6 protein-coding genes are annotated in these 23,686 nt (G+C 74.0%); all 6 read right to left on the bottom strand.

The annotated features are described in order from the left end of the window. Positions 1 to 19: 19 nt before the first annotated feature. The 6 genes from ACF09K_RS24590 to ACF09K_RS24565 all read right to left on the bottom strand — a co-directional run bounded on the left by ACF09K_RS24590 (position 20) and on the right by ACF09K_RS24565 (position 23,653). A complete protein-coding gene (locus ACF09K_RS24590; protein ID WP_392246714.1) occupies positions 20 to 793 on the bottom strand; it encodes a thioesterase II family protein in 774 nt (257 codons plus the stop codon). 144 nt (positions 794 to 937) lie between these two features. Further along, positions 938 to 1,948, bottom strand: coding sequence for a threonine/serine dehydratase (locus tag ACF09K_RS24585; RefSeq protein WP_392246712.1), 1,011 nt, complete (start codon positions 1,946 to 1,948; stop codon positions 938 to 940). 398 nt (positions 1,949 to 2,346) lie between these two features. Continuing rightward, entirely contained in the window at positions 2,347 to 3,066 is a 720-nt protein-coding gene (locus ACF09K_RS24580; RefSeq protein WP_392246710.1) for a thioesterase II family protein, read from the bottom strand. Between the two features lie 78 nt (positions 3,067 to 3,144). Further along, positions 3,145 to 6,948: an amino acid adenylation domain-containing protein gene (locus tag ACF09K_RS24575; RefSeq protein ID WP_392246709.1), complete on the bottom strand. Its 3,804-nt coding sequence runs from the start codon at positions 6,946 to 6,948 to the stop codon at positions 3,145 to 3,147. Positions 6,949 to 6,953: 5 nt separating this feature from the next. Beyond that, positions 6,954 to 15,866 carry an amino acid adenylation domain-containing protein gene (locus tag ACF09K_RS24570; RefSeq protein ID WP_392246708.1) on the bottom strand — a complete coding sequence of 2,971 codons (8,913 nt, stop codon included), beginning with the start codon at positions 15,864 to 15,866 and terminating at the stop codon, positions 6,954 to 6,956. Further along, the gene (locus ACF09K_RS24565) at positions 15,863 to 23,653 is read right to left on the bottom strand and encodes an amino acid adenylation domain-containing protein (protein WP_392246707.1); all 7,791 of its coding nucleotides are present in this window, start codon (positions 23,651 to 23,653) and stop codon (positions 15,863 to 15,865) included. The genes ACF09K_RS24570 and ACF09K_RS24565 overlap by 4 nt, the downstream gene beginning before the upstream one ends. Positions 23,654 to 23,686: the final 33 nt, after the last annotated feature.

Raw genomic sequence — 23,686 nt, 5'->3', positions numbered from 1 at the left:
TGGAACCGGTTCGGGGGCCTCACCGCTCCGGGGCCGGCTCGCCCCGGACCGCGGCGGAGATGATGCCGGTGACCTCCCGGCCGTACTGGTCGAGGTAGAAGTGGCCGCCCCGGAAGACGTGCAGGGAGAACTCGCCGGTGGTGTGCTCCCCCCAGGCCTCGGCCTCGGCGACCGTGGTGTGCGGGTCGTCGTCGCCGATCAGCACGGTGATGGGGCAGTCGAGCCGGACGCCGGTGACGCGGGGGTGGGTCTCGATGGCCGTGTAGTCGCCCCGCACGGCGTGGAGGACGGCGGCTCTGAGGTGCCTGTTCTCCAGCCAGACGGGGTCGGTGCCGTTGACGGAACGCAGTTCGTCGACGATGCCGTCGTCGTCACGGCGGTGGACCGTGCCGCCGCGCAGCCGGGAGGGTGCGGGGTAGCCGGAGGCGAACAGCCGGGCGGGCGGGGCGCCGGTGTCGTCCTGGTAGCGGCGGGCCACCTCGAAGGCGAGGATCGAGCCCATGCTGTGGCCGAAGAAGACGGTGGGCCGGCCGTCCTCGCAGCGGCGCAGCGCCGCGTAGGTGAGGTCGGCGAGGTGGGCCAGGTTGTGGACGCAGCCCTCGGCGCGCCGGTCCTGCCGTCCCGGGTACTGGACGGCGAGCGTGTCCAGGTGGGGTGAGAGGGCTTCCGACAGCGCGTGGTAGTAGCTCGCCGAACCTCCGGCGTGCGGGAAGCAGACGAGGCGGAAGTCGCTGTCGTCGCGGGGATGGAAGCGGTGTGTCCACTGCCCCTCGGATCTCGTCGCCCCTGTCATGCCCGACCCTTCTGTTCCGTGTGTGCACCGGTCTCCCCCGCGGCGCGGGTGAGGAGGATGGTGTTCTTCCGGTCCGGTCCCGGGCCTCCCCGGTCACCGGTCCCGTCCGTCGACGGCCGGTGCGGGGGCCCGTCGACGGCTGGTTCAGGAGGCCCGGCGGCTCAGGAGGGACGCCACGAGGCTCGTCTCGACGTTGCCGCCCGAGAGCAGCACGCCGATGTCCCGGGCGCGGCCGTCGGCGGCGAGGCGCAGGGCGCCGGCCACGGCGGTGGCGGCGGCGGGCTCGACCAGCAGCCGGGCGTGGACGAGCACCAGGCACAGGGCCTCGGCGATGGCGGCCTCGTCGACGGTGAAGACCTCCGCGACCGTGTCGTGGACCAGGTCGTAGGGCAGCCGGCCGATGCGGTCGGGGCGCAGCCCGTCGGCGATCGTGGGCTCCGGGTCCACGGTGACGGGTCCCCCGGCGCGCAGCGCCGCGGTCAGGGCCGGCACGGCGCGGGGCTCGGCGCCGTAGACGTCGATGCCCCGGCCCGCGGTGGCCAGGCAGGCGCCGGCCACCGCGCTGCCGCCCCCGACGGGCAGCACCACCGCGTCCAGACGGCCGCCGGCCGCGTCCACCTGGTGCAGCAGGTCCGCGGTGGCGGTTCCCTGCCCGGCGACCACGTCCGGGTTCTGGTAGGGGTCGATCTCGTCGTACCCGCGGCTGTTCCTGAGCTCCTCGACCACCGCGACCCGCTCGGCGAGCGTGGTTCCGGCCCGGAGCACCTCGGCGCCGGTCTCACGGATGCGCCGCACCTTGGTCGGAGCGGCGTCGGTGGGCAGCACCAGCACCGCCGGGAGCCGGTACTGCGCGGCGGCCAGGGCCACGGCTATGGCGTGGTTCCCGGTGGACTGCGCGACCACCCCGGTGCTGCCGGCCCCCCTCAGCCGCTCCACGGCGAGGAGCGCGCCGCGCATCTTGAAGGAGCCCCCGCGCTGGAGGTTCTCCGCCTTCAGCCACAGCCGGGCGCCGGCCACCCGCTCCAGTTCCTCGCTGCGCACGACGGGCGTGCGCACCAGACGTCCGGCGATACGGCGCCGGGCGCCATGCACCCCTTCGTAGCTCAGGAGCGGTGGCTGGCCGGCGACGGCCACGGCGTTCACGCCGGTCGACATGATGCGTCTCCGTTTCTCTGCGGGTCCGCCGGGAGTTCCCCGCGGGTGCCCTGCGGGTCTCCCGCGGGTGCGGTTCTCCCGCGGGTTCTCCGCGGGTTCGGGGTGTCTTTCGCGGTGCGGGCCCCGCGCGGGCGTCCGGGTCCCGTCGGGCCCCGGACGCCCCGGACGCGACGGCCCGCACGGGCCCGCCACCGCGTCGGCGCGCGTCGGCCGCCGCCGCCGTGTGCGGACGGTTCACCGAGCCGGGCCCCGCCAGGTCGTGCCGAGCCGGACCGAGCCGAGCCTGACCAGGCCAGGCCGAGCCGAGCCGACGGCGTGGGGATCCGGCCGGGTCGGCGGCGGTGGGTCCGGGCAGGGCCGCGGCCCCGCCCGGGTCCTCGTCCCGCGGGCGGGTGGCCTCAGCGGTCGCGCGCGGATTCCGCCTCGATCACGTCCAGCACCTCCCGGGCGTGATCGACCAGGTACATGTGATCGCCCGGGAACTCCGCGGAGCTGAATCCGCCCGTGGTCGCCTTCTGCCACTCCTGGGCCTGTTCGGCGCTGACCAGGCCGTCGGAGTCGCCTCGCAGCGAGCAGATCGGCACCGACACCGGTTCGTCGGTGCTCGGGACGTAGTTCTCGTGCATCTCGCAGTCGGCCCGCAGCACGGGGAGGAGCAGTTCACGCATCTCCGGGTGGTCGAGCGCCTCGTGCCGGAACCCCGCGAACTCCTCGACCCGGGCGAAGAACTCCTCGTCCGGGAGCCCCGTCGCCCTCCGTTCCCGCTGGGTCCACGGCCCCGGCGAGCCACTGACGACCAGCCGTTCGACGTGCACGCCGCGCGCGCTCAGCAGGTGCACCAGCTCGTACGCGAGCACCGCGCCCAGGCTGTGCCCGAACAGCACGGTCCGCGCCCCCTCGCCGAGGGCCGCGACGATGCCGTCGGCCTCGCTCCTGGCCGCCTCGACGACGTTGCGGTACGGCGTCTCCATGATCCGCCGCTCCCTGCCGGGCAGTTCGACCGGCACCACGCGCCACCGGTCGGCGGCCGGCGCCCGCCACGGGTGGAAGAACGAAGCCCCCGCCCCCGCGAACGGCACGCACAGCAGCGCGGCCCGGTCCTCGTGTTCCGTGGACATGCCGGGTTCACGCACCCCGACCAACCCCCCTCATCCGTTCGGCGATTCGCCGGACCGGCGCGAAGAACACGCCGCCGGTCACGTCGCGAGCTTGCTGTTGACGACCTTCATGACCTCGGCCACGGGTTCGGGCATGTTCATCTCGTGGTGCGTGGCGCGCACGTCGTGCACCTCGATGGAGCCGAGGACGTACGGCCGCCACAGGTGCGCGTACGACTGGTCCTGGAGCGTCGCGCTGAAGAACAGCACGTCGCCGCGGTAGACCGGCGACTCGAAATCCATCATGAGGGTCGTGTTGTTGGTCAGGACCCTCGCCATGGCATCCAGGAAGTGCTGGCGGTCGTCGGTGCCCACGTACTGGCCGAAGTACTCCTCGAGTTCGGCCCGGTAGTCCGACATCGTCTTGCCGGCGTGGATCTCCGTGAACCCGTGCCCGCCCGGCTGGGAGTCCAGGACGGCCACGAGGGCGACCTCGTGGCCGCGCCGGTCGAGCGCCGCCGCGACGGCGGGCGCGAGCGTGCCGCCGTAGGACCAGCCGACGAGGTGGAAGGGCCCTTCCGGCTGGATCCTCAGCATCTCGGTGACGTAGTCCTCGACCATCTCCTCCACGGACCCCACCAGCGGGGCCACGCCGTCGGAGCCGCGGGACTGGAGGGCGTAGGCCGGCCGGTCCCGCACGTGCAGCACGAAGCTGAAGTACGCCCACCCCAGCCCGCCTCCCCCGTGGAAGAACCACAGGGGCGGCTTCCCGGTGCCGGGATCGCTGTTCAGCGGCAGCACGACGGCGAACGGGTCGGAGAGTTCCGAGGGGGCGCCGATGAGCATCAGCGAGGCCAGCTCGGCCACCGTGGGGTACTTGATGATCGTCCTGAGGGGCACGTCGAGGCCGAACTCGCTGCGGATGCGGGCGCTGAGCCGGGTGGCCAGGAGCGAGTGACCGCCGAGCGCGAAGAAGTCGTCGTCGATGCCGACCCCCTCGACGGCGAGCAACTCGGCGAAGAGGGCGCACAGCCTCTCCTCGCGGGAGTCCCGCGGCTCGCGGCCCGCCTCGGCGTGCGTGTCCTCGGCCGGCAGCGCTCCCCGGTCGAGCTTCCCGTTCGGGGTCAGCGGGATCTCCGAGAGCGGGATCAGCGCGGAGGGCACCATGTAGTCCGGCAGGCGCCCGCGCAGGTACCCGGGCAGCTCGGCGAGCAGGGCCCGGACCCCGGCCTCGTCCCCGGCGGCGCCGGGCCCGGGCATCACGTAGCCCACGATGCGCTTGTCGCCGTCCTGGTTCTCGCGCACCACGGCCGCCGCCTGCGCCACGCCGGGGTGCCCGGTCAGCACGTGCTCGATCTCCCCCAGCTCGATCCGGAATCCGCGGATCTTCACCTGGAAGTCGGTTCGCTCGAGGTACTCCAGCTGACCGTCCGCGTTCCAGCGCACCAGGTCCCCGGTGCGGTACATCCGCGCCCCGGCGGGCCCGAACGGGCACGCCACGAACCGCTCCGCGGTCAGCTCCGGCCGGCCCTGGTAGCCGCGGGCCATGCCGGCGCCGGCGATGTAGAGCTCGCCCTGCACGCCGCGCGGGACCGGGCACAGCCGCGAGTCGAGCACGTACACCCGGGTGTTCCCGACCGGCCTGCCGATCGGGGCGCCCCGCCCGGGCTCCACGCGCGCCTCGGTGCACCACGTCACCGTCTCGGTCGGGCCGTACATGTTGAACACCTCGGCGGCCTGCCGCGCCAGCGTCTCGGCCAGCCGCACCGGTACGGCTTCCGCGCCGATGATGATCCGCAGGTCCTTCGCGGCGTGCGGGTCGTGCATCAGCAGCATCTGCCAGAAGGCGGGCGTGGCCTGGACCGCGGTGACCCCGTGGCGGCGTATCAGCGCCAGGACGGCCGACGGGTCGGTGACGGTGTCCTTCCCCGCCACCACCATGGTCGAGCCGGTGACGAACGGCAGGTACAGCTCGGTGTTCGCCATGTCGAACGCCACGGTCGTGCTGAACAGCATCCGGTCCCCGGGGGACAGCGGGAACCTCCGCTGCGTCGTGGCGAGGTAGTTCGCCACCGCGCCGCGCGGGATCGTCACCCCCTTCGGCCTCCCTGTCGAGCCCGACGTGTAGATCACGTACTGGGTGTTCTCGGGCCGGACGACCACCTCGGGCGCCGTGTCCGGACATCCCGCCAGGTCCGCGCCGGCCAGCGCGTCGGCGTCGAGCACCAGCACCGGGTCCGCGTGCTCGAGGATGTAGTCGATCCGGGAGCGCGGGTGGTCCGGGTCGATCGGGACGTAGGCCCCGCCGGCCTTGAGGACCGCGAGCAGCGTCACCACCAGGTTCACCGTCCGGGGCAGGCACACGGCGACCCGTGACTCCGCCCGCACGCCGCGGCCGACCAGCCAGTGCGCCAGCCGGTTCGACCGCGCTTCCAGTTCCCGGTAGGTGAGCGACTCCTCCTCGCCGATGACGGCGAGTGCCTCCGGCGTCGCCCGTACCCGCTCGCGCACCGCCTCCACCAGTTCCAGGGTCGGCTCGGCGGTGTCGTTCACCTCCACCAGCAGCCGCCGGCGCTCGTCCGCGCCCAGCACGTCGACGTCCCCGACGCACACGTCCGGATCGGCGACCACCTGCTCGAGGACACGCGTGAACCGGGCGGCGACGGCCTCGACCGTCTCCCGGTCGAACAGCTGGGTCGCGTAGGAGACGTCGCCCCGCAGCGCGCCCGAGTCGTCCGCGACCACGTTGAAGAACAGGTCGACCTTGGCGCTCGACAGGGCGTTGCGCTCGGCCTCCACCTCGAGCCCCGGGAGCCTGAAGTCGGGCCGCTCGTAGTTCTGCAGGCCGAGCATCACCTGGAACAGCGGCTGGTACGCCGCGGACCGTTCGGGGTTGATCGCCTCGACCAGGGCGTCGAACTGCACGTCCTGGTGCTCGTAGGCCGCCAGCGCCTTGTTCCGCACCTGCGCGAGCAGACCGGCGAACGACGGGTCGCCGGAGAGGTCCACCCGCAGCACCTGGGTGTTGACGAAGAACCCGATCAGGTCGGCCAGCGCCTCGTCGGTGCGCCCGGCGATCGAGCTGCCGATCGTCACGTCGTCCCCGCCGCCGAGCTTGCGCAGCAGCACCGCCAGCGCGGCGTGCAGGACCATCGACAGGGTCGCCCCGCGCTCGTCGGCCAGCTTCTGCAGCCCGGTCCCCACCCGCGGTTCCACAAAGAAGCCGACGCTGTCGCCCCGCGAGTCCGCTTCCGCGGGCCGCGGGCGGTCCAGCGGCAGGTTCAGCGGCTGCGGCACCCCGGCCAGTTCCTTGCGCCAGTACTCGATCTGCGTCGCGGCGAGACTGCCCGGGTCCGCCGGGTCGCCGAGCACCTCGCGCTGCCACATCGTGTAGTCCTTGTACTGGACGGGCAGCGGCTCCCACTCCGGCGCCCGGCCGTCCCGGCGGGCGGTGTAGGCCGCGGTCAGGTCCCGCACCAGCGGCGCGCCCGAGCTGCCGTCCGTGGCGATGTGGTGGACGACCAGGACGAGGACGTGTTCCCGGGGCGAGCAGCGCAGCAGGGAGGCCCGCAGCGGGATCTCGGCCGCCAGGTCGAACCGGTGCGCGATGGCCTCGTCGATCGCGCCGGACACGTCCTCGGGCGCCACCTCGGTCACCGGCACCCGCGGCGCGGCCCGCTCCGGCGGGAGGATCCGCTGGTGGGGCTCCCCGTCGTCGTCCGTCACGTAGACGGTGCGCAGGATCTCGTGCCGGCCGACCACGTCGCGGACCGCCGCGGCGAGGGCGGCCTCGTCCAGGGATCCGGTGAGCCGGAAGGCCGCGGCCATGTTCCAGTTCTCCGACCCGCCCTCCAGCTGGTGCAGGACCCACATCCGGCGTTGGGCGAATGACAGCGGAATCATGACGTTCACTCCTCTACGAACATCTTGCGCAGGCCGGGGCGACGGGGAGCGGCGGACTCCTCCGACCACTCGGCGAGCGCGGCCGGCGTCGGCAGGTCGAAGATCTTGCGGATGGGGATCTCGATCCCCATCTCGGCGCGGGCGCGGCTGATCAGCCGGGTGGCGAGCAGGGAGTGCCCGCCGAGCTCGAAGAAGCCGTCGTCGATGCCGACCCGGTCCACGCCGAGGACCTCGGCGAACAGGTCGGCGAAGGTCTTCTCGCGGGGGGTGCGGGGTGCCCGGTGGGCGGCGCCGGTGTACTCCGGCTCGGGCAGGGCGGCCCGGTCCAGCTTGCCGTTCGGGGCGAGTGGCAGCCGGTCGAGGACCACGAGGGCCGACGGCACCATGAAGTCCGGCAGCCGTTCCGAGACGAAGGCGCGCAGTTCCGCCGCGTCCGGCCCGGAGGGGCCCTCGGCCGTGGTGCCGCCGGCCGTCGTGCCGTCGCCGGCGGCGGTGGGCACGACGTAGGCGACCAGGCGCCTGCCGGTGCCGCCGCGCCCGTCGCGGGCGACGGCCACGGCCCGGGCGACGCCGGGGTGCGCGGTGAGCGCGGCCTCGACCTCGGCGGGCTCGATGCGGAAGCCGCGCACCTTGACCTGCGCGTCGCCGCGGCCCACGTACTCCAGCCGGCCCTCGTCGTCGAGGCGGGCCAGGTCGCCGGTGCGGTACATGCGGACGCCGGGCGGGCCGAAGGGGTCGGCGACGAAGCGCTCGGCGGTCGGGGCGGGGCGGCCGTGGTAGCCGCGGCCCACCGTCCCGCCGACGTACAGTTCGCCGATCGCGCCCGGCGGCACCGGATCCAGGCCGGGGCCGAGGACGTAGGTCCGCATGTTGCCGAGCGGGGTGCCCACGGGCGTGCTGCCCGTCCGGCCCCGCGCGTCGCCGTCGACGGTGAAGGTGGTGGCGTAGAACGACTCGCTCTGCCCGTAGGCGTTGACGACCCGTACGCCCGGGAAGGCGTCCCGGGTCCTCTCGACGAGCGAGGCGGGCAGGGCCTCGCCGGCGAAGACGACGGTCTCCACGCTGGTGCGGCCGGAGAGCTCGTCGACGAGTTCGGCGAAGACGGACGGCACGGTGGAGATGACGGCGCCGCTCCAGTCCCTGCGGTCGCCCAGGGCCAGGACGTCCTGGACGACCTCGACGACGCCGCCGGTGGCGAGGGTCGTGAAGATCTCGAACGCCGAGACGTCGAAGTTGACCGACGTGCCCGCCAGGAGCCGCTTGCCCGGCCCCATGCCCACGCGGGAGGCGAGTCCCAGGACGCCGTTGACCACGCAGGCGTGGGTGATGGCGACGCCCTTGGGCTTGCCCGTGGAGCCGGAGGTGTACATCACGTACGCCAGCTGCCCGGGGTGGGGCGCGATGCCGGGGCCGGTGTCCTGCCCGGACGGGTCGAGCGCGTCGAGGAGGACGTCCGGGGCGTCGTGCGCCGGCAGCACCCCGGCCGTCGCGGAGTCCGTCAGGACGAGGCGCGGCCGCGCCTCGTCGAGGATGGCCGCGAGGCGGTGGCCGGGGTACCTGGGGTCGACCGGCAGGTACGCTCCGCCCGCCTTCAGGACCGCGAGCAGGGCGACCACCAGGTCCGCCGACCGCGGCAGCGAGACCGCGACCACCGACTCCGGGCCCACGCCCCGGCCGGCCAGTTCGCGCGCCAGGCGGTCCGCCCGGGAGACCGTCTCGCGGTACGTGAGCGTCTCGCCCCCGGCGACCACGGCGACCTCGTCCGGGGTCCGCTCCGCCTGTGCCTCGACGAGAGCGGTGATCGTGACGTCCGGGGCCGGGACGGCCGTGTCGTTGAACTCGACGAGGAGCCGGTCGCGTTCGGCCGGTTCCAGGACGTCGAGTTGCGCGACCCTCAGGTCGGGGGTGGCCGCCAGCTGCTCCAGGACGCGCACGAAACGGGCCGCGTACGCCTGTGCCGTGTCCCGGTCGAAGACGCCGGGCGCGTACTGGAGGAGGAAGTGGAGGTGCGTGTCGACCGCCGCCATCAGGGCCAGGGGGTAGTGCGTGCCGTTGGACGGGCGCAGGCCGGTGACGGCGATCCCGTCCGCGGCCTCGCCGGCGGCGCCGATGCCCTCCTGGTCGACCGGGTAGGACTCGAAGACGACCAGGGTGTCGAAGAGGGTCTGCAGGCCGACGGCCTGCTGGATCTGCGTGAGGCCGTGGTGGTGGTGCTCCAGGAGGCCGGCCTGGCGGCCCTGGAGCCGGGTGAGGACCTCGGCGAGGGTGTCGCCGGGCGCGTACCGCACGCGTACGGGCAGGGTGTTGATGAACATCCCGACCATCGACTCGACGCCCGTCACCGCGGCCGGGCGTCCGGAGACGGTGGTGCCGAACACCAGGTCCTGCCGGTTGGTGAGCCGGCCGAGCAGCAGCCCCCAGGCCCCCTGGACCAAGGTGTTGACGGTGACCCCCAGTTCGGAGGCGCGCCGCCCGAGCGCGCCGGACAGGTCGAGCGGGAGGGTGACCTCGATCTGGTCGAGGCCGTCGCCGGTGGCGGCTCCGGGGGCGAGCAGGGTCGGTTCCTCGACCCCGTCGAGCTCGGCGGCCCACGCCCGGGCCGCCTCGTCCTGGTCCTGCCGTGCGTACCAGGCCAGGAACTCGCCGTAGCCGCGGGTGGCGGGCAGCCCGCTCCCGTCGCCGTGGGACGCGTAGAGCAGGAGCAGGTCCTGCAGCAGCAGGGGCGTGGACCAGCCGTCGGCGAGCGCGTGGTGGACGGTCACCACGAGTTCGGAGCGGCCGGGTTCGAGGGCGACGAGCGCCAGCCGGATCAGCGGGGGGGTGTCCACGTCGAAGTGGGCGGCCCGGTCCCGGGTGAGGAACCGCTCGAACGCCTCGGTCCGGTCGGCCTCGCCGTGCCCGGTCAGGTCCAGGTGGTGCCACGGCAGGGTGACGCCGGCCGCCGGCACCACCTGGACGAGATCGCCGTCGGCCCGGTCGACGAACGCCGCGCGGAGGCCGGCGTGGCGTTCCAGCAGCGCCTGCCCGGCGACGTGCATCCGCCCGGGGTCGACCTCACCGGAGAGGTGGAACACCAGCTGCACGTGGTAGGCGTCGAAGGAGGCCCCGGCCAGCATCGAGTGGAAGACGATCCCCGACTGGGCCGGGGTCACCGGCCATATCTCGGCCAGGTGCCCGAACCTGGCCTCCCAGGCGTCGATCTCCTCCTGTCCCACGTCGACCAGGGGCGCGTCGGCCGGGGTCAGGCCGCCGGCCTCGGGGGTCGCGGCGTGCCGGGCGAGGGCGGTCAGGGCCCGGACCCACAGCCCGGCCAGCTCGGTGACCTCCTCGTGGGTGAGCACGCCGGTCGGGAAGCCGAAGTAGGCGGTCAGCAGTTCGTCGCCGTCGGGGGTCCGGTTGGCCACCGCGTTGATCTCCAGCGCGGACAGCACCGGCATGTCCGCGTCGGGCGCGGCGATCAGGTCGCGGTGCGCGGTGTCGGGTGCCCAGCCCAGGCCGCGCAGTTCCTCGGGGATGTCCGCGGTGGAGGTCCGGCCGAGGTAGTTGAAGCCGATCTGCGGTTCCCGGGCCGCGGCCAGCCCGGCGGCGGTCTCCGGGTTGAGGTGGCGCAGCAGGCCGAAGCCGATGCCGTCGCCCGGAACCGCCCGCAGCTGCTCCTTGACCGCCTTGACCGCCCGGCCGGCGGCCGGGCCGCCGGCGAACGCGTCCGCCACGTCGACGCCGGCCAGGTCCAGCCGCACCGGGTACATCGCGGTGAACCACCCGATCGTGCGCGACAGGTCCGCGCCGGGCACCGCCTGCTCCTCCCGGCCGTGCCCCTCCAGGCGGACCAGCGCCGAGGAGGCGGGCACGCCCCGCGTCCGGCGCCAGCTGGCCAGCGCCAGGGCCAGCGCGGCCAGCAGCCCGTCGTCGACTCCGCCCCGGAAGACCGCGGGCAGCGTGTTCAGCACGGCCTCGGTGACGTCCGCCGGCACGTGGACGCGCACCGTGTCCACGGTGGCGGCGACGTCCCGCGCGGGGTCCAGCCCGCGTGCTCCGAGCACCGGCTCGTCCTCGCCCAGGATCTGCTGCCACACGGGCAGTTCCGCCACCCGCTCCGGGCGGACCGCCTCGTCGGCCAGGGCGTGCGCCCACCGGCGCACCGAGGTGGCCGACTCCGCCGACTCCGCCGGCTCCGCCGGGGTGCGGCCGTCGCGGACCCGCTGCCAGGCCGCGACGAGGTCCGGTACGAGGATCCGCCAGGACACCCCGTCGACGACCAGGTGGTGCAGCACGATCAGCAGCCGGCCGGCACCCGTGGCGGAGGTGAACCACACGAACTGCGCCATCACGCCCGCGTCCGGGTCCAGCCGGTCCGCGGCCGCGTCCAGCTCGGCGTGCGCGTCGGCGTCCTCGAAGGGGACCTCCCGCAGCAGCGCGTCGGCGCGCACGCCGCCGGCCGGCTCGATCCGCAGGCCGGGCCGCTCCCGGACCAGCCGGGACCGCAGGACGTCGTGCCGGTCGAGGACGGCCTGCAGCGTGTCGGTCAGTCCCGCCCGGTCGACGTCCTCGGGCAGGGTCAGCATCCCGGACATGCAGAACCGGCCGAGACCGCCGCCGAGCGCGAGCACGTGCCGCGCCGTCGGCATCAGCGGGGCCCATCCCGTGCCGCCGCCCGGCAGTTCCGCCAGGGTGAGGCGTTCCTCCCGGCGCCCGGCGACCAGTTCCGCGAGCCGGGCGACCGTGGAGTGCTCGAAGATCTCCCGCGTGCTGATGTCGATGCCGCGGGCCCTGGCCCGCGCGACGATCTGGATGGAGCGGATGCTGTCCCCGCCGCTGGCGAAGAAGTCGTTGTCGATGCCGACGCTGTCCACGCCGAGCACTTCGGCGAACAGCGCGCCGAGGGTCTCCTCGACCTGGTTGCGCGGGGCACGGCCGGTCGTCGCCTGCGCGTCGTCCGGGGGCGGCAGCAGCCGCTGGTCCAGCTTCCCGCTCGGGGTCAGCGGCAGTTCCGTGAGCGGCACGAACGCGGGGGGCACCATGTAGTCGGGCAGCCGTCCGCGCAGGTACTCGGGCAGCTCGACGAGCAGCGGACCGAGCGACCTGGCCAGCGCGGGGGTGTTCGCCCGGATCCGCCCGCCCGCGCCGGCGGGGACGAACGAGCCCGTGACGTTGCGCTGTCCGGCCGGCCCCTCGGGCAGCAGCACCGCGTCGTAGCACCGCGGGTCCTCGCCCGACCAGGTGACGACCGCGTCCCGGCCGTGCTCGCGCGCCCACCGGAGCAGTTCCTGCGGATCGACCGGTCTGCCGGGCCGGGAGACCGGGGCGAGGACACCCGTCGCGGCGGTCAGGGCGGCCTCGTCGGCCAGGCGCGCGTTGGGCACCCCGGTCACCCGCAGCGGTCCGCCCGTCCGGGCCGTGAGGGCGCCCAGGTCGTCCAGGTCGTACACCTCCCGGCCCCACGGCACCGACGGCACGCCGGCCAGGTCGAGCACGTCGGCCGGCTGCTTGTGCAGGACGACCTCGTAGCGGTGCCGGGTCAGCTCGTTGTGCGCCCGGCCGGGCTTCAGCCGGATGTCGACCGCGGCGGAGAGGTCCTCCGCCAGCTCGGCGAACCACTCCGGCGCGATCACCAGCTCCTGTTCGGCGAGCAGTTCCCTCTCCACCAGCGTCCGCAGCTCGTCGTGCGAGGCGTGGGGGTGCGCCGCGCGCTGCACCGCGGTCATGAAGAGGCGGCACGTCGTGGCGTTGCGGACGTCGCCGACGATGAGGCGGCCGCCCGGCACGAGGAGGTCCATCGCCTGGCGCAGCACCTGGTCCAGGTACTCGATGCTCGGGAAGTACTGCACCACCGAGTTGAGGAACACGGTGTCGAAGCGGTCGCGGGGCAGCCCGGAGACGTCGTCGGCCGGCCGGGCGCTCAGGTGGACCCGGTCGCCGTGTCCGGCCTGTTCGGCCTGGGCCCGGACCCTCTCCACCACCGGGGCCGAGAGGTCGGTTCCCCAGTACTCCTCGACCTCGCCGACGATCTTCCCCAGGAGCAGACCGGAACCGACGCCGATCTCCAGCACCCGCCGCGGCGCGTACCGCAGCACCTGGGACACCGCCGCGTCCTGCCACTCCAGCATCTGCTCGCGCGGGATGGGCTCACCGGTGTAGCTGGAGTTCCAGCCCCGGAAGTCGTCGCCCAGGCCGCCGTCGAAGTCGGCGTAGTTGTCGTCGTAGATCTCGCGCCACTCGTCCACCTGGGCGTCGGCTTCGGCCACCGCGGCGTACGGCTCGGGCACCACGTACCCGACGAGCTGCTTGTCGCCCTGCCGGTTCTCCCGCACCACGACGGCCGCCCGCGCCACCCCGGGGTGCGTCGCCAGCGCGTGCTCGATCTCACCGAGCTCGATGCGGAAGCCGCGGATCTTGACCTGGAAGTCGGTGCGGCCGAGGTACTCGACCTGGCCCTCCGCGTTCCACCGCACCAGGTCCCCGGTGCGGTACATCCGGGTCCCCGGCTCGCCGTAGGGGCAGGCGACGAACCGGTCGGCGGTCAGGTCCGGCTGCCCCAGGTAGCCCCTGGCGAGCCCGGTGCCGGCCAGGTACAGCTCGCCGGCGACCCCGGGCGCCACCGGGCGCAGCGCCTGATCCAGCACGTAGACACGGGTGTTCCACACCGGCGCGCCGATCGGCAGCCGGTCCGCGCCCGGTGTGTGCTCGCACGCGGTGACCTCGACGGCCGCCTCGGTGGGGCCGTAGAGGTTGTGCACCGCGCAGCCCGGCAGCAGGCCGGCGACCCTGTCGGCCAGCTCGGCCGGGAACGCCTCACCGCCCGCCTCCACCCAGCGCAGGGCGGTGCACCCCGCCGCCGAGGGCTCGGCGACGAACACCTCCAGCAGGGAGGGGACGAAGAAGGCGCCGGTCACCCCCTCGCGCCGCATCAGCTCGGCCAGGTACGCCGGGTCCCGCTGCCCGTCCGGGCGCGCGATCACCACGGCCGCGCCGGCCTGCAGCGGCGTGAACGACTCCGGCACCGACGCGTCGAAGCTCGCCGACGAGCTGACCAGCACCCGGTCCTCGACGCCGATCCCGAAGTACGCCCGCCGCCAGGCCAGCATGTTCATGACCGACCGGTGCGACACCTGGACGCCCTTGGGGGTGCCGGTGGAACCGGAGGTGTAGATGACGTACGCGGCGTTGTCCGGGGACAGCGACCGCTCCGGGTCGGTCTCCGGGTACCCGGACACGTCCGGGAGCACCTCGTCGAGCACCAGCAGCGGCTTCGCGTCGTCCAGCAGGTACCGCACCCGGTCCTCGGGCAGCTCGGTGCCCACCGGCAGATAGGCCGCGCCCGTCTTGAGCACCGCGTGGACCGCCACCAGCAGGTCCACCGAGCGGGGGATCCTGACCGCGACCAACCGCTCGGGACCCGCGCCCCGTTCGGCCAGCCAGTGCGCCAGCCGGTTGGCGCGGCGGTTGAACTCCCCGTACGTCAGCCTCTCCCGCTCGCCGATCACCGCGAGCAGGTCGGGGCCGCGCTCCACCCGGGCCTCGAACGCCCCGGGCAGGGTGTCCTCGGCCACCGGGTGCGCCGTGTCGTTGAGCCGGCGCACCAGCCGGTCCCGCTCGTCCTCCTCGAGCACCTCGACGGCGCCGACCGGCATCGACGGGTCCTCGGTGACCTGCTCCAGGACGCGCAGGAACCGGTCGACGAAACCGACGGCCGTGGCGTGGTCGAACAGGTCCGCCGCGTACTCCAGCAGTCCGTGCGCGCCCCCGGACGCCTTCGGGACGACGTTGAAGAACAGGTCGAACTTCGCGGTGCCGGTGACCGCCGGGACCGGGGTGACCCGCAGCCCCGGCATCTCGATCTCCGGCCACACGAACTGCCAGCCCAGCACCGTCTGGAACAGCGGCTGGTAGGCGGTGGAACGCTCCGGGTTGAGCACCTCCACCAGCCGCTCGAACGGTATGTCCTGGTTGTCGTACGCGGCGAGGGCCTTGTCCCGCACCTGCTCCAGCAGACCGGCGAACGACGGGTTCCCGGACAGGTCGGCGCGCAGCACCCAGGTGTTGACGAAGAAGCCGATCAGGTCGTCGAGCTGCTCGTCGGCGCGCCCCTCCATCGGACTGCCGATCGGCACGTCCTCGCCCACCCCCAGCTTGTTCAGCAGCACCGCCAGCGCGGCCTGGGCCACCATGGGCGCCGTGCCGCCGTGGTCCACGGCCAGCTTCTGCATCCGGGACAGCAGTTCGGTGGACAGCGTGAAGGGGACCTCGCCGCCGCGGTAGCTGGCCGACGTCGGCCGCGGCCTGTCCAGCGGCAGCTGCAGCGGCTGCGGTATCGCGGCCAGCTCCTTCTTCCAGTAGGCGAGTTGCGGCGCGATGACGCTTTCCGGGTCGGCCTCGTCGCCCAGCACCTGCTGCTGCCACAGCGTGTAGTCCTTGTACTGCACCGCGAGCGGCTCCCACTGCGGCGCGCTCCCCCGGTGGCGGGCCGCGTACGCCGCCATGAGGTCCCGCAGGAACGGCCCCATCGACGCCCCGTCCGCGGCGATGTGGTGGAACACGAACACCAGGACGTGGTCCTGCGGAGCGGCCCGGACCACGGTCGTCCGCAGGGGGAGGTCCGTGCCCAGGTCGAACGTCTCGCGCACGGCCCCGTGCACCGCGGTGTCCACCGCGTCCGCGGCCACGTCGACCACCCGGAAGGGGTGGACCGCCTCGTGGGGAGGCAGGATCCGCTGTTCCAGCGAGCCGTCCGCGTTCTCGACGACCAGCGTGCGCAGGCTCTCGTGCCGCGTCGCCACGTCCGTCACCGCCGCGGCCAGGGCCGCCGTGTCCAGCTCCCCTTCCAGGCGCAGCACGAACGGGACGTTGTAGGTCGCGGACGGCCCTTCCAGCCGGTGGAGGAACCACATCCGGCTCTGGGCAAAGGACAACGGGATCATCGACGCTTCTCCTGTACGGTCATCTGTCGCAGCTGGGGGCGTTTCGACGTGGCCAGCTTCCCGATCTGCTCCGCGAGCTGGGCGACGGTCGGATTGCGGAACACCGACGTGACCTTCACGTCCACGGTGAACTCGCTGCGGATGCGGCCGATCAGCCGGGTGGCCAGCAGCGAGTGCCCACCGTGTTCGAAGAAGTCGACGTCGATGCCGACCTCCTCCACGCCGAGCAGTTCGGCGAACAGCCGGCAGAGCACTTCCTCGGTGCGGTCGCGCGGCCCCCGTCCGGCCGCGGCCTCGGTGCGGCCGGGCGCGGGCAGCGCCCTGCGGTCGAGCTTCCCGCTCGTGTTCAGGGGGAACTCGGCGAGCGGCACGATCGCCGACGGGACCATGTACTCCGGCAGCGTCTCCCGGGCCAGTTCCGTCAGGGCCGCGAGGTCCAGGCCGGACGGGTCCGTCCTGCCGTCGGCCGGCACCACGTACGCGACCAGCCGCTGGTCGCCGGCGCGCTCCTCGCGCACCACGGCCACCGCGCCCTCGACGTCCGGGTGCGCGGTCAGCGCCGACTCCACCTCGCTCAGCTCGATGCGGAAGCCGCGGATCTTGACCTGGAAGTCGGTGCGGCCGAGGTACTCGACCTGGCCCTCCGCGTTCCACCGCACCAGGTCCCCGGTGCGGTACATCCGGGTCCCCGGCTCGCCGTAGGGGCAGGCGACGAACCGGTTCGCGGTCAGGTCCGGCTGCCCCAGGTAGCCCCTGGCGAGCCCGGTGCCGGCCAGGTACAGCTCGCCGGCGACCCCGGGCGCCACCGGGCGCAGCGCCTGATCCAGCACGTAGACACGGGTGTTCCACACCGGCGTGCCGATCGGCACCCGGTCGGCGCCCGGCACGTGCTGCCACGCCGTGACCTCCACCGCCGCCTCGGTGGGCCCGTAGAGGTTGTGCACACCGCAGCCGGGCAGCAGGTCGGCGACCCTGTTGGCCAGTGCGGCCGGGAACGCCTCGCCCGCGACCTCGATCCAGCGCAGGCCGGTGCACTCCTTCGCCGAGGGCTCGGCGACGAACGCCTCCAGCAGGGAGGGCACGAAGTCCGCGCCGGTCACCCCCTCGCGCCGGATCAGCTCGGCCAGGTAGGCGGGATCCCGGCGCCCGTCCGGGCGCGCGATCACCACGGCCGCACCGGCCTGCAGGGGGGCGAACAGCTCCGGCACCGACACGTCGAAACTCGCCGACGTGCTGAGCAGCACCCGGTCCTCGGCCGTGACGCCGAAGTGCGCCAGGCCCCACGCCAGCCGGTTCATGATCGACCGGTGGGACACCTGGACGCCCTTGGGGCCGCCGGTGGAACCGGAGGTGTAGATGACGTACGCGGCGTTGTCCGGGGACAGCGACCGCTCCGGGCTCCCCTCCGGGTGGCGGGAGACGTCCGGGAGCACCTCGTCGAGCACCAGCAGCGGCTTCGCGCCGTCCAGCACGTGCCGCACCCGGTCCTCGGGCAGGTCCGGGTCGATCGGCAGGTACGCCGCGCCCGTCTTGACCACCGCGTAGACCGCCACCATCAGGTCCACGGACCGCGGGACACGCACCGCGACCAGCCGCTCCGGTCCGGCGCCCCGTTCGGCCAGCCAGTGCGCCAGCCGGTTGGCACGGCGGTCGAACTCCCCGTACGTCAGCGTCTCCCGCTCGCCGATCAGCGCGACGCGGTCGGGGTCGCGCTCCACCCGGGCCTCGAACGCGTCCGGCAGGGTGGCCTCGGCCACCGGGTGCGCCGTGTCGTTGACGCCGCGCACCAGCCGGTCCCGCTCCTCCTCGCCCAGCACGTCGACGGCGCCGACCGGCACCGTCGGGTCCTCGAGCACCTGCTCCAGCACCCGGACGAGCCGGGCGGCGATCCCCTCGGCCTCGTCGCGTCCGTAGAGGTTCTTCCGGTAGTCGAGGGAGAGCCGCAGGTAGGGGTCGGAGGCGTTGAGCGTGAGGGCGTAGTGCGAGCCCGCGAACGGCCGGATGGCGTCGATCGTGAGCCCCGCCTCGAGGTTCGCGTCGACGATGCCCTCGCGGTCGACCGGGTAGTTCTCGAACACCACGATCGTGTCGAACAGGGCGGGCAGCCCGACGCCGCGCTGGATGTCGGCGAGCCCGTAGTAGTGGTGGTCGATCAGCGCGGTCTGCCGGGCCTGCAGCTCGGTGACGACGTCGCCCACGCTGTGGTCCGGCCGGCAGAGGACCCTGGTGGGCAGGGTGTTGATGAACAGGCCGACCATGCCGTCCGAGCCGGGGAGATCCGCCGGCCGGCCGTTGACGGCGGCGCCGAGCACCACGTCCTGCTGCCCGGTCAGCTTGGCGAGCAGGATCGCCCACGCGCCCTGCAGGAGCGTGTTCTGCGTGACGCCGAGTTCCGCGGCGCGCCGGGCGAGTCCACGCCCCTGGTCGATGGACAGCGGTACCTCGACCCTCCCGAGGGCGACCGCCTCCTCCTGGAGGGGGGCGTTCGGGGCCACGAGGGTCGGCTGGTCGAAACCGGCGAGTTCGGCGGCCCACCGGGCGGCCGACTCCTCCCGGTTCCGCGTGGACAGCCAGGTCAGGTAGTCGCCGTAGTCGCGGACCGGGGCGAGTTCACGGGTGCCGGAGTACAGCCGGATCAGGTCCGTGATCACCATCGTGGACGACCAGCCGTCGAACAGGGTGTGGTGCGCCGTGATGACGAGCTTCGCCCGCCGCGGCCCGCAGGTGATCAGGGCCAGGCGGAGCAGCGGCGGCCGGGCGGGGTCGAGCCGGTCGGCCCGGTCCTCGGCGAGCACCTCGTCGAGCGCCGCGGCCTCCTCGGCCTCGCCCCGGCCGGGCAGCTCGACGTGCCGCCACGGCAGGGGGACGTGTTCCGGCACGACCTGCACCGGGTCGCCGCCGGCCCCGGTGAGGAACGCGGAGCGCAGGTTCGGGTACCGGTCGAGCAGCGCCTGCCCGGCCGACCTCATGCGCGCCGGGTCCACGTGCCCGGACAGGTGCAGCACGAACTGCATGTGGTACACGTCGAAGGCGCCGTCGGCCATCGCGGCCTGGAACTGGATCCCGGACTGCCCGGGAGCCTGCGGCCACACCTCGGCGAGCCGGCCGTAGCGCGCCTCCCAGGTCTCGATCTCGTCCTGCCGCACCGTGACCAGCGGGGCGTCCGAGGGCGTGAGCCCGCCGATGTGCGGGCGTGCGGCGTAGGCGGCCATGCCGTGCAGCACCTCGACCCACAGCCCGGCCAGTTCGGTGACCCGCTCCCGGGACAGCACCCCGGTGGGGAACATGAAGGCGGTCTGCAGCCGGCTGCCGCCGGCGGTTTCCACGGCGACCGAGTTGACCTCCAGCGCGGACAGCGCCGGCAGGTCGGGGTCGGGCGCCGGGACCAGCCCGGCGGAGCCGGGCGCCGGCCCCCAGCCGTGCGCGCGCAGGTGCTCGGGCACGTCGGCGTCGGAGATCCGGCCGAGGTAGTTGAAGCCGATCTGCGGTGCCGGGTGGTCGGCGAGCTGCGGGGCGGTCTCCGGGTTCAGGTGGCGCAGCAGTCCGTAGCCCACGCCCTTGTCCGGGACCCCGCGCAGCTGCTCCTTGACCAGCTTGACCGCCTCGCCGGCCGCGGGGCCGCCCGCCAGGACGTCGGCCGGGTCCACCGCGCCCACGTCGACCCGGGCCGGGTACATGGTGGTGAACCACCCGACGGTCCGGGAGAGGTCGGCCCCGGGGACCAGGTCCTCCTCACGGCCGTGGCCCTCCAGCCGGACCAGGGTCGAGCGGTCCGCACCGCGCCACCGGTTCACCGCCAGGGCGAGCGCGGCGAGCAGCACGTCGGTCCCGGTGCCCCGGAACGCCGCGGGGAGCCTGGTCAGCACCGCCTCGGTGACCTCCGCGGGCAGCTCCACCCGCACGGTGTCGACCGTGGACCACACGTCCACCGCCGGGTCGAACGCCCGGGTGCCCAGCGGGGGGTCGGGCGCCTCCAGCAGGTCCCGCCAGTACGCCGCTTCCGCTTCCCGCTCCGGGGAGAGCGCCTCGTCCGCCAGCGCCGCCGCCCAGCGGCGGGCCGACGTCCCGACCGCGGGCAGCTCGGGCACCCGGCCGGAGCGGACCCGCTGCCACGCCTCGGCGAGGTCCGACATGAGGATCCGCCAGGAGACGCCGTCCACCACCAGGTGGTGCAGCACCACGAGGAGCCGGCCCGCGCCCGTCCCCGCGCCGAACCAGACGAAGTCCGCCATGGTCCCGGCCCCCGGGTCGAGGCGTCCGACCGCGTCGTCCAGCTCCGCCTTCGCCGCCTCCGTCCAGGACGGTTCGTCCCACCGGCCGTCGCAGGGGACCCGGCGGAGCAGGTCCGCCGCGCGCACGGTGCCCGCCGGACGCACGACGAGGGAGGGGTCGTCGCCGCGCACCAGCCGCGCGCGCAGGAGGTCGTGCCGGTCGAGCACGGCGTCCAGCGTCGCGGTGAGGCCGCCCGCGTCGATGCCGTCGGGCAGCTCCAGCACCATCGACATGGCGAACCGGTTCGTCCCGCCGCCGTGCTCGAACACCTGCCGCGCCACCGGCTGCAGCGGCATCGGGCCGACGCCGCCGCCCTCGTCCTCCGCGAGCGCGGGCGCCCGGTCCCGGCGGCCGGCGGCCGCCTCGGCCAGCCGGGCCGCCGTGCGGCACTCGAAGATCTCCCGCGTGGTGAGGTCGAGGCCGCGGGCCCGGGCCCGCGCGACCACCTGGATCGACCGCAGGCTGTCCCCGCCCACCGCGAAGAAGTCGTCGTCGGCGCCGACCCGGTCCACACCGAGCACGTCCGCGTACGCCGCGGTGATGATCGTCTCGGCCTCGGTGCGCGGCTCCCGGTACACCTCGCCCAGGAACTCCGGTTCGGGCAGCGCCGAGCGGTCCAGCTTGCCGGTCGGTCCGAGCGGCAGCCTGCCGAGGGCCACGAAGGCCGACGGCACCATGTAGTCGGGCAGCCGCGCGGCGACGAACCTGCGCAGCTCGGCGGCCGAGGCGCCGGCGAGCACGTCCACGTCGCCGATGCCGCCGGCGCCGTCGTCACCGGCGGCGCCGTCGCCGGTGTGCACCACGTACGCGACGAGCCGCCGCCCGCCCGAGGACGTCTCGCGGCTGATCACCACCGCCTGGCTGATGCCGGGGTGCTGCAGGCACGCCGCCTCGACCTCGGCGGTCTCGATGCGGAAGCCGCGCACCTTCACCTGGCCGTCGGCCCTGCCGAGGCACTCCAGCCGGCCCCGCGCGTCCCAGCGGGCCAGGTCGCCCGTGCGGTACATCCGCTCGCCGGCGGGGCCGAACGGGTTCGCCACGTAGCGCTCGGCGGTCAGGCCCGGACGGTCGTGGTAGCCGCGGCCGAGGCAGGTCCCCACCACGTACAGCTCGCCGACCACGCCCTGCGGCACCGGGGCGAGGCCCGGACCGAGGACGTAGGCGCGCATGTTGCCCAGCGGGGTGCCGATGGGCGCGACGTCGCCCTCCGGCCATTCCTCGGACGCCGCGAGGGAGAACGTGGTGGCGTAGAAGCTCTCGCTCTGCCCGTAGGAGTTCACGACCTGCACGCCGGGCAGGGCCTCGCGCACCTGCCGCACCAGGGCGGCCGGGAGCACGTCGCCCGCGAACACGACCGTGCGCACGTCGGTCGTCTTCTTCAGGTGGCCCACCAGTTCCCCGAGCACCGAGGGGACCGCGCTGATCACGTGGCCGTCCCAGCCGTCCCGCTCGCCGAGCGCCAGCACGTTCGGCACCACCTCGGCCGTGCCGCCGGTGGACAGGGTGGACAGCAGCTCGAAGACGGAGACGTCGAAGTTCACCGAGGTGCCGGCCAGCATCCGCCAGCCGGGCGGCGCGTCCAGCACGCGCACCAGCTCGCGCACCCCGTTGACGACGTTGCGGTGGGTGATCGCCGCGCCCTTCGGCTTGCCGGTGGAGCCGGAGGTGTACATGACGTACGCCAGGTTGTCCGGAACCAGCGGCGAGGTCCGGTCCGCGTCGCCCGGCGCCCCCTCGGACGGCTCCCACTGCCCGCGGTGGTCGAGGTTCACGGCCGAGACGCCGTTGCGCGGCAGGTCCCGCCACGTCGCGGTGTCGGTGACCGCGAACCGCGGGGCCGCCTCGGACAGCACGCTCTCCGCGCGGCCGCCGAGGTACTGCGGGTCCATCGGCAGGTAGCCGGCACCGGACTTGAGGATGCCGAGCAGGCCGGCCACCAGGTCCTCCGTGCGCGGCAGCGCCAGCACCACCAGGTCCTCGGGCCCGGCACCGCGCCGGATCAGCTCCCACGCGACGGCGTTCGCCCGGTCGTCGAGCTCGCGGTAGGTCAGCGTCCGGTCGTCGCACACGATCGCCGGGGCGTCCGGGGTCCTGGCCGCCTGCTCCTCGAACAGCTCCGGGAGCGTCAGTCCTGACTCCTCCGCGGCGGTGTCGTCGAACCGGGTCAGCAACCGTTCCCGCTCGGCCGCGTCGAGCACGTCGACGCCGCCGATCCTGCGGTCCGGGTCGGCCGCGAGCCGGCCCAGCACGCGGACGAACCGGTGCGCGAGCGCCTCGGCCGTGTCCCTGTCGAACAGGTCGGCGACGTACTCCAGACGGCACTCCGCCCCGCCCGAGCCGTTCGGGAGCATGTCGAAGAACAGGTCGAACTTGGCCGTTCCGGTCTCGAGCCGCTCCGCCTCGACGTCGAGGCCGGGGAGTTCCAGGTCCGGCACGGGCGGCTGCCAGGAGAGCATCACCTGGAAGAACGGGTGGTAGGCGGTGGACCGCTCCGGGTTGAGCACCTCCACCAGCCGCTCGAACGGCATGTCCTGGTTGTCGTACGCGGCGAGGGACCGGTCCCGCACCCGCTGGAGCAGCCGGTGGAAGGTCGGGTTCCCGGAGAGGTCGACGCGCAGCACCCACGTGTTGACGAAGAAGCCGACGAGGTCGCGCAGTTCCTCGTCGGTGCGGCCCGCGATCGGCGCGCCGATGGGCACGTCGTCGCCGCAGCCGAGGTGGTGCAGGAGGACCGCCAGCGCGGAGTGCATGACCATCGAGACCGTGGTGTCCGCCCGCGCGGCCAGCTTCTCCACGGACCGGAGCAGGTCGGGGTCGATCGAGAACCGGACCGCGTCGCCGCGCTGGCTCATCGTCTTCGGGCGCGGACGGTCGGTGGGCACGGCCAGCGGCTGCGCCAGGTCGGCCAGGGTCCGCCGCCAGTACTCCAGTTGCCGGCCCGCGAGGCTCTGGGGGTCGGACTCGTCGCCGAGCAGGTCCCGCTGCCACAGCGTGTAGTCCGCGTACTGCACCGGGAGCGGCTCCCACCCCGGGGCCCTGCCCTGGCGGCGGGCCGCGTAGGCCGTGGTGAGGTCGCGGAACAGCGGTCCGAAGGACTCCCCGTCCACGGCGGTGTGGTGCGCCACCAGCACCAGGGTGTGCTCGCGCGGTCCGCACCGCACCAGCCTGGCGCGGATCGGCACGTCGGCGGCCAGGTCGAAGGTCCCGGTGGCCACCTCCTCGACCGCCGCCGCCCGTGCCTCCTCGTCGGCCTCTCCGGCCTCGACGACCGGCAGGCCGAAGGGCTTGTGGCCGGACGGCAGCACCTGCTGGTACGGGACGCCGTCGTCGCCCTCGACGATCACCGTGCGGAGGACCTCGTGCCGGTCGATGACATCGCGGAGCGCCGCCTCCATCGCGCCCACGTCCAGGTCACCGGTCAGCCGCAGGGCGAAGGCGCCGTTGTAGGTCGCCGAAGGGCCCTCGAACCTGTCCACGAACCACAGTCGACGCTGCGCGAACGACAACGGGATCATTGTTTCTCCAAATCGGCGGAACCAGGGAGCAGG

This window comes from Streptomyces sp. NPDC014882 (genome assembly GCF_043081325.1).
Taxonomy (GTDB): Bacteria; Actinomycetota; Actinomycetes; order Streptomycetales; family Streptomycetaceae; genus Streptomyces.
This window is presented reverse-complemented; position numbering and strand designations above follow the sequence as displayed.

Coding starts and splice junctions, on each gene's coding strand:
- ACF09K_RS24590 (WP_392246714.1), bottom strand. CDS start 793: ATGACAGGGGCGACGAGATCCGAGGGGCAGTGGACACACCGCTTCCAT.
- ACF09K_RS24585 (WP_392246712.1), bottom strand. CDS start 1,948: ATGTCGACCGGCGTGAACGCCGTGGCCGTCGCCGGCCAGCCACCGCTC.
- ACF09K_RS24580 (WP_392246710.1), bottom strand. CDS start 3,066: ATGTCCACGGAACACGAGGACCGGGCCGCGCTGCTGTGCGTGCCGTTC.
- ACF09K_RS24575 (WP_392246709.1), bottom strand. CDS start 6,948: ATGATTCCGCTGTCATTCGCCCAACGCCGGATGTGGGTCCTGCACCAG.
- ACF09K_RS24570 (WP_392246708.1), bottom strand. CDS start 15,866: ATGATCCCGTTGTCCTTTGCCCAGAGCCGGATGTGGTTCCTCCACCGG.
- ACF09K_RS24565 (WP_392246707.1), bottom strand. CDS start 23,653: ATGATCCCGTTGTCGTTCGCGCAGCGTCGACTGTGGTTCGTGGACAGG.